Source organism: Aedoeadaptatus acetigenes, from assembly GCF_025566985.1.
Lineage (GTDB): Bacteria > Bacillota > Clostridia > Tissierellales > Peptoniphilaceae > Aedoeadaptatus > Aedoeadaptatus acetigenes.
This window is the reverse complement of the sequence record NZ_JAOQJD010000026.1, coordinates 1-7,206: the sequence shown is the minus strand read 5'-3', so window position 1 is coordinate 7,206 and position 7,206 is coordinate 1. Positions and strand designations below refer to the sequence as shown.

The following is a 7,206-nucleotide window of genomic DNA, read 5'->3' as shown; positions in this document are numbered from 1 at the left end:
AAAGCAGTTTGGTTCGGAAATGATGAAAGTTACGCATCCCAAAAGCGACGCGCTTCACGGTCTTGATCTTGTTGTGCGTTCCTTCCACGTAGCCGTTACTCCACGGGTAATCAAAGCTGTTGGTAATCTCATCGAACCAGTTTTTGTAGGCGCGCAAGCAGTAGCGCCACTCCTTTTGCCCGCTATTCTTTGCTTCTTCCATCCACTTTGAAAGAGCGGTGGCGGCGGTTTCTTTGTCGTTCTGAGAAAGGACGTAGGTGTAATAGCCTTCTTTTAAGATGTAGGCGGTTCGAATGGAATCGCTCTTTTCGAGCATGGTGGCGACGAGACCTTTTTCCGCCTCTGTAAGGTCTTTAGCCGGCTTTTTCAGTAGACTGCGGCTTCGTTTAAACCATTTTCTTTCCGTCGCCGTCATCCGTTTCTGTTCCCGCTTCCGCACATTTTCCAAGGCCCAATGGACTTGACGGATGAAATGGTAGCGGTCGATGACATGGGTACTTTGTGGAAAGAAAGCCTCTTTCACGCCTTTAAAGGTGCCGCACATATCGCTGACAAAGATTTCGACGCCACGTCGTTCCGCTCGATCAATGGAAGAGAAATAAGCGGCTAAATCCTTGCCGTAGCGCGTCGGAAGAATGTCGATGATTCGATGGGCTTCCCCATCAGCTAGGGTGGTCTGGTACTTGCTTCCGCCACTATCGCCCTTAAATTCGTCGATGCAAAAGACGCGAGGCAGCCGTTGCCGGGGCACAAACAAACAAGCGACGATGCGGAAAATGCTCGTCGTTGAAATGCCCACTTCCCGCGCCAACTCCGACACAGAACGAATATCCCGGAAGGCATCCACCACATAAGCAATTAAACGCTTTGTCATCTGCTTGCCCTTGGCGGCAAAGGAAAGAGGTGCCTCAAAGCGCGCCCCGCAATCCTTGCAATCATACCGTGTCTTCTTAACCCGCAGAAGCACGTGCTTTCGGCGCATCGGTGCGTCCCGTAGCACTTGCTCCCGGTGATCGTGGACCCAAGCGTGGGTCGAGCCACAGTGAGGACAAACCCGATCATGAACGGGTTTGCAGTCAATGGTAATGAGCCGTCTTTCTTCTAAAACAGCGGTAACCTCGACGTCTTGGATTCCTAAAAGTAATGTGGTAATATTGTTTTGCACTTGTTTAACCCCCTTTATTAATTTGTGGTGATTTAATTTTAGGTAATTGGGAAAACAAGTGCTATCTTTTTGCACAAAAATATCCATTAAGGAGGTTACTCCCCAACTGATATTATAGAGCCATAAAAAAGCCCCCGAAGCGGGGGCGAGGGATCAATTCAGAAGTCGATCATTAGAGTTCGACGACATTTTCCCAAAGGCCGTGAATGTTGCACATGCTCAGTGCGTATACGGTGCCTTTCTTTTCGCTCTTGAAGCAGGTTTTTACTTCGGGAACGGTGAAGACGTCGCTTTCGCCGTGTGCGTTGAATTCGTAGCTGCCGACTTCGACGGGAGCTGCAGCGCCTTCAGCCTTGAAGAAGACTTTGATCCAGGAAATATGGTGTTCCAATGTGTTGGGGTGTTCGATTTCCTTGCCGACGGCAACGGATACTTTGACTAAGCCGCCTTCGAAGGATGCTTCGATTTCGGGAACGTGTTTTTCGTTTTTAAAGTCGCCGGATTTGACGGTTTCGGTTAATTTTGTCATGAATGAATACCTCCCAGTGATTCTGAATGTTACTTTACAATGTTTATATACCCACTATTTCACAAAAACAACAGTCAATCGATCTTTTATTCCGAGCTTTTGATGGAATCATGTTCAAACAGGGTGTAATTTAGTATAATAGAGTGGAGGTGTTCTATGATTTATTTGGAAGCGACAGCAAACATCGGCATGGAAGCCGTTTTGAAACGAGAAGCTCAGGCCCTGGGCATGAAAAATATTCGCGTGCAAGACGGTCTCGTGTCCATGGAAGGAAAAACGGAAGACATCAGTCGATTAAATTTACATTTGCGCACGGCGGAGCGGGTGCACTGGGTGCTGGCTCGCTTTGAGGCGCGAAGCTTTACGGAGCTTTTCGACGGCGTCTACGATTTGCCCTGGCCGGACATTATGCCCAAGACGGCAAACTTTATTACCGAGGCCAAGAGCAGAAAATCGCAGCTTTTTTCCCTGTCGGATATTCAAAGAATCACGGAAAAAGCCGTGGTCAACAAGCTTCAGACCCGCTACAAAACGGAATGGTTTGAAAAAAACGGGGCGCGCTACCGCATCGGCGTGCGCATCGTTGACGACTTGGCCACGATCTATTTGGACACGTCCGGCGACGGCCTTCACGATCGGGGTTACAGAAAGCGCTCGGTGAAGGCGCCTTTGACGGAGACCCTGGCTTCGGGCTTGGTGCAGCTCAGTTTTTGGAACAAAAACCGCATGCTCGTGGATCCTTTTTGCGGCAGCGGCACCATTTTAATCGAAGCGATCCTCTTGGGGCGAAACATCGCTCCGGGGCTGAACCGGCGCTTCGACTTTGAGTACTGGAATTTGGAGGGCGCCAACGAGAAGGCCATGCGAAAAGAAGCCTTTGAAATGATCGACTACGACAGCAAGCTGGAGCTCTACGGCTTCGACGTGGATCCCAAGGCCCTGGAAGCGGCGCGGATCAACTTGGATTCCCTTGGTTTTTTAGACGACGTGACCTTAAGGGAAAAAGACATTGCGCAGCTGGATTTAGCCGGAGACTACGGCGTGATCATTACCAACCCGCCCTACGGTGTACGGATCGAAGACAAAGAATCGGTCATGGCGCTGAACCGGGAGCTGGGTCAATTGGCAAAAACATTGCCGACCTGGAGCCACTACATTATTACGGCGGACGAAGGCTTTGAACGGGGCTTCGGCAAGAAAGCGGACAGAAAGCGCAAGCTTTACAACGGCAAGATCAAAACGGATTACTACCAATACTACGGTCCCAGACCTTAAGTTGCGAAAGAGGCAGGCATGAACGAAAGAGAGATTTTAAGCAATAAAATCGAGGCCAAGCTTTTGGACACGATGACCGATTTAATTCGCGTCGTGGACAAAGACAATCGCGTGGTCTACTATAATCATGCCATGAAACAGGTCCTTGAGAGAAACGAAGGAAAGGCCACCGGCCACGACGATTTCCGCATGACTGCCCGGTGTTTGGGAAGCGGCGAGAACATTCAGCGGGAGACCTATATCGGCGAGACCTATTATTCGGTAAAGACCAATCCCATTCGCTCGGAAGAGGGAGAAATCGTCGGCGCCATCGAAGTGTTTCGCGACAAGAGTTTGGAAAAGCGGCTACAGGTGGAATTGATCGAAAAAAATCGCGCCCTCATCGAGGAGCAGATCAGCGCCTCTTCCGTTCAGCGGGCTCTTTTGCCCAAGCGCGGCTACGACCGGTTTTTCTTCAGAGACTATTTTTACCGCCCGGCGGAAATATTAAGCGGCGATTTCTTCGACATTATCGAAATCGACGAGGACCGGACGGCGATTTACATGGCTGATGCCGTGGGCCACGGATTCGCCTCCTCCATGGCGACGCTGTTTATTTCCCAGACGATGCGGAACATGGATCCGGAGATTTTAATTGATCCTACGGTGGCCATGATGGAATTGGTGCACCGCTTCCGGGAGTTGAATCCGCCGGATACCATGTATTTCACCATGTTTCTCGGCGTCTACTCGAAAAAGACGAGGAAGTTTACCTACGCCAATGCCGGCCACGATTGCCCGCCTCTGTTGAAGCGGCAGGGCTATGTGCGGCTTTTGATCAACTCAGGCTTTCCCGTATCCCAGCTCGTGGAGGCGACCTTCTACGAGTGCCGCAGCGTCTATTTGCAAAAAGGCGACGAGCTTTTATTTTACACCGACGGAATTACGGAATGCCGCAGTCGGGGCAGGAAGCAATACGGCGTGGATGCCCTGCGGGATCTGTTCAGTAAAATCGGCGACGAGCCCCTGGCCGAAATTCATCGGGCGCTCAGCGAATTTATTTACGAAGACATTGTCGACGACATGACCTGTCTTTATATGAAACTGATCTAGGAGGAGCCATGGATTTCAGAAGTTCCCATACATTCGACGAATGCAAACGAAACGAAGGGAAAAAGTCCCTGGATCTCGTTCTGGACGGGCTGAAAAAGGGAAGTGCACCGGGGATGGAATGGACCGGTTGGATCGACTATCCCGACGAAAAAATGGCGGAAGACATTCGCGAGGTGACGGCTCACATCGAAACCATCGAGGCCCGAGACCTTTACGTCTTGGGAATCGGCGGATCCTACCTTGGGGCCTATGCCGCGATTTGTGCCCTTGAAAAAGAAGGCGTGCATTTCTACGGCAATTCCTTTTCCGCCCGGGATCTGGAAAGAGGCCTTCGAGCCTACGATCCGAAGAAAGACCATGTGGTGGTGATTTCAAAATCCGGATCTACACGGGAGACGGCCATGGCCTTTCGCTTCTTTTTGGAAAAGGCCGAGGCGGCCGGCGCAGATTTATCAAAATCCGTCACCGCCATCACCGACGGAAAAAAAGGAAAGCTTCACGACTTTGCCGAAGCGAAGAAGATTCGCCGCTTCGTCGTTCCCGAGGACATGGGCGGGCGCTACTCCGTCTTAAGTCCTGTGGGCCTGTTTCCCATGGCCTTTGCCGGCGTGGACCTCGAGGCCTTAATGAAAGGGGCGCGAGATGCGAAAGATGCCGTCGCCCGCGATCCGAAAAACAATCGGGCTTCAGACTACGCACTCGCTCGCCACGGCATGCGCCGCGAGGGGAAAGTGGCGGAAATTTTCGCCACCTACGAGCCGCGCCTCGCGCCCCTGGGCCGCTGGTGGCAGCAACTCTTCGGCGAAAGCGAAGGAAAAGAAGGAAAGGGCATTTTGCCCCTCGCCTTAAGCTACTCCACGGACCTTCACGCCATGGGCCAATGGGTGCAGGAAGGGCCGCGAAACTTTTTTGAAACCGTGCTCTACGCCGAGCGCTCGGGATCGGATCTGAAGATTCCCGCCATGGCCATGGACGACGGCTTGGATTCGATTGAAGGCGTAGCCGTAGACGATGTGAACCGCGCCGCCTTCGAAGGAACGCGGGCGGCTCACGAAGCAGGGAACGTACCCACGATCTCCTTCGTTTACGACGCTTTCGACGCCTACGCACTGGGCGAATTTTTCTATACCATGGAATACGCCTGTGCCATAAGCGCCTACCTTCAAGGGGTGAATCCCTTTGATCAACCGGGCGTGGAGGCCTACAAAAAAGCCATGAAAGAGCGTTTATAACTTGAAAAGACGAAAGGGGCTTGTGCCCCTTTTTTAAATGGAAGGGCCCGATTGAGCGGGGGAAAGTTTTTGAAATCACTTGAAACGGCATCATAGATGTGATACTATGATAAATTTCCTAAATATGATATAATTAACGTGGGAATATAGGTAGGATAGGAGGAAACTATGTTTAATATAGGTGACAAGATCGTCTATCCCGTACACGGTGCCGGCATTATTGTCGACATCGAGACCAAGGTAATCTTGGGAGAAAAGAAAGAATACTACGTCATGAAAATCCCCGTCAACGAAATGAAGGTGCTGGTTCCATTGGGCAGCATGGGGGATGTGGGCATTCGCGACATTAAGTCGCCGGAAGAAATGGACAAGGTGTTGGAGGTATTAAAAGATCCCGCCAAGGAAAAAATGCCGACGAACTGGAATCGCCGTTACCGTTTCCACCAAGACAAAATCAAAACCGGCGACCTGGAAGAAATCGCCAAGGTCATTAAAAATTTGGAAAGCCTGGACAGAGAAAAAGCACTCTCCACAGGGGAACGCAAAATTTTGAACACGGCCCGTCAAATTATTTTGTCTGAAATGGTCCTGGTCTACGACAAAACCTTCGACGAAGTGGTGGAACTCGTGGACAATACCATGGCGGAGGGTTGCCTGAAGGACATTGAAGAAAGAAAGTAGGGTGCGCATGGGAATTCGATCGAATCGCATCTTCCACTGGGTGTTCCGACTGCTGTTTACCCTTTTGGGCCTGGCCGTCGGGCGCTTGGTTTTGGGATTGTTGCGCGATTTAAATGCCATGAAAATTCTCGGTCGTCTGATTCCCCAAGGGGCGATTCCCGTCGTCATTTATATTTTATTTGCCATTATATTTTTTATCCTCGGGAAACACGCTTACGGGGCATTGTGGCGCCTTGTGGATTTTGCCGAATCGGAAATGAAAGACGTCCCCGCATCGGATATTTTGTGGGGCATTCTCGGTTTGATTATCGGCATTTTAATTGCCTTTCTCGTGTCCCTGCCCATTTACCGGCTGAACATCGACTACGTCAGCAGCATTTTGTCGCTGATTATTTACATCGTCTTGGCCGTTTTGGGCGTTCGGATTATGCTTTACAAACGAGAAGAAATCGCCGGTTCCTTTCGGAATCTTTTTCTCCAGGGAACCGGCACCGTGAAGTTGAAAAGCGGCGACAAAAAACAAGGTGTGCCGAAGCTTTTGGATACGTCGGTCATCATCGACGGGCGAATCGTGGACATTATCGAGCTGGGCTTTCTCGAAGGGCCCGTCGTCGTGCCCGATTTCGTGTTGCGGGAGCTGCAGGGCATCGCCGATTCGTCCAACGGCATGAGCCGGGCGAAGGGCCGCAAGGGCCTGGACGCGTTGAAAAAGCTTCAGCAGGACAGCCGCTACAAAATTAAAATCGTGGAGAAAAACTACGCCGATTTAACGGAAGTGGATACCATGCTTCTGCGCATGGCCAAAGAAGTAAAGGGCGTGGTAGTAACCAACGACTTTAATTTAAACAAAGTGGCGGAGGTGCAGGGCATTCGCGTCTTGAACATCAACGCCTTGGCCAATGCCATGAAGCCCGTTTTCGTCACCGGCGAGAAGATCAATGTCTTCGTCGTAAAGCCCGGCAGCCAGGAAAAACAGGGCCTGGGTTATTTGGACGACGGCACCATGATCGTCGTGGAAAACGGCATCGACTACATCGGGCACAATGTGGACTGCATGGTGACCAGCATGCTCCAAACCTCGGCCGGAAAAATGATTTTCGCCAAACCCATGGATTAAAAAAAGGCTCTATAATATCCATTGGGGAGTAAGCTCCTCAATGGATATTTTTGTGCAAAAAGATAGCACTTGTTTTCCCTATCGCCTAAAATTAAATCACCACAAAATAATAAAG

At 50.7% G+C, this 7,206-nt stretch carries 7 protein-coding genes; 5 read left to right on the top strand and 2 right to left on the bottom strand.

What is annotated here, in order from left to right; genetic code table 11:
• Positions 1–1,252, bottom strand: a 1,252-nt coding sequence (locus OCV31_RS09530; RefSeq protein WP_148474657.1) for an ISL3 family transposase, incomplete at its 3' end; no start/stop codon positions are given.
• A gap of 85 nt (positions 1,253–1,337) precedes the next feature.
• The gene (locus tag OCV31_RS09525; RefSeq protein ID WP_108830697.1) at positions 1,338–1,694 is read right to left on the bottom strand and encodes a desulfoferrodoxin family protein; all 357 of its coding nucleotides are present in this window, start codon (positions 1,692–1,694) and stop codon (positions 1,338–1,340) included.
• Between the two features lie 156 nt (positions 1,695–1,850).
• Between OCV31_RS09525 and OCV31_RS09520 the strand changes: the two genes are divergently transcribed.
• The 5 genes from OCV31_RS09520 (at position 1,851) to OCV31_RS09500 (ending at position 7,091) form a co-directional block, all read left to right on the top strand.
• Positions 1,851–2,969, top strand: a complete 1,119-nt coding sequence (locus tag OCV31_RS09520; protein ID WP_148474655.1) for a THUMP domain-containing class I SAM-dependent RNA methyltransferase — start codon at positions 1,851–1,853, stop codon at positions 2,967–2,969.
• Between the two features lie 18 nt (positions 2,970–2,987).
• Positions 2,988–4,061, top strand: a complete 1,074-nt coding sequence (locus tag OCV31_RS09515; protein ID WP_148474653.1) for a SpoIIE family protein phosphatase — start codon at positions 2,988–2,990, stop codon at positions 4,059–4,061.
• 8 nt (positions 4,062–4,069) lie between these two features.
• Positions 4,070–5,293, top strand: coding sequence for a glucose-6-phosphate isomerase (locus OCV31_RS09510; RefSeq protein WP_148474651.1), 1,224 nt, complete (start codon positions 4,070–4,072; stop codon positions 5,291–5,293).
• A gap of 168 nt (positions 5,294–5,461) precedes the next feature.
• On the top strand, positions 5,462–5,974 hold the full coding sequence (locus tag OCV31_RS09505) for a CarD family transcriptional regulator (RefSeq protein ID WP_148474649.1): 513 nt from the start codon (positions 5,462–5,464) through the stop codon (positions 5,972–5,974).
• 7 nt (positions 5,975–5,981) lie between these two features.
• Positions 5,982–7,091, top strand: coding sequence for a PIN/TRAM domain-containing protein (locus OCV31_RS09500; protein WP_267303933.1), 1,110 nt, complete (start codon positions 5,982–5,984; stop codon positions 7,089–7,091).
• The last annotated feature ends 115 nt before the right edge of the window (positions 7,092–7,206 follow it).

What these genes read in the sequence shown, in the direction of transcription:
- OCV31_RS09500 (WP_267303933.1), top strand. Translation starts at nt 5,982, where the DNA reads ATGGGAATTCGATCGAATCGCATCTTCCACTGGGTGTTCCGACTGCTG.
- OCV31_RS09525 (WP_108830697.1), bottom strand. Translation starts at nt 1,694, where the DNA reads ATGACAAAATTAACCGAAACCGTCAAATCCGGCGACTTTAAAAACGAA.
- OCV31_RS09515 (WP_148474653.1), top strand. Translation starts at nt 2,988, where the DNA reads ATGAACGAAAGAGAGATTTTAAGCAATAAAATCGAGGCCAAGCTTTTG.
- OCV31_RS09505 (WP_148474649.1), top strand. Translation starts at nt 5,462, where the DNA reads ATGTTTAATATAGGTGACAAGATCGTCTATCCCGTACACGGTGCCGGC.
- OCV31_RS09520 (WP_148474655.1), top strand. Translation starts at nt 1,851, where the DNA reads ATGATTTATTTGGAAGCGACAGCAAACATCGGCATGGAAGCCGTTTTG.
- OCV31_RS09510 (WP_148474651.1), top strand. Translation starts at nt 4,070, where the DNA reads ATGGATTTCAGAAGTTCCCATACATTCGACGAATGCAAACGAAACGAA.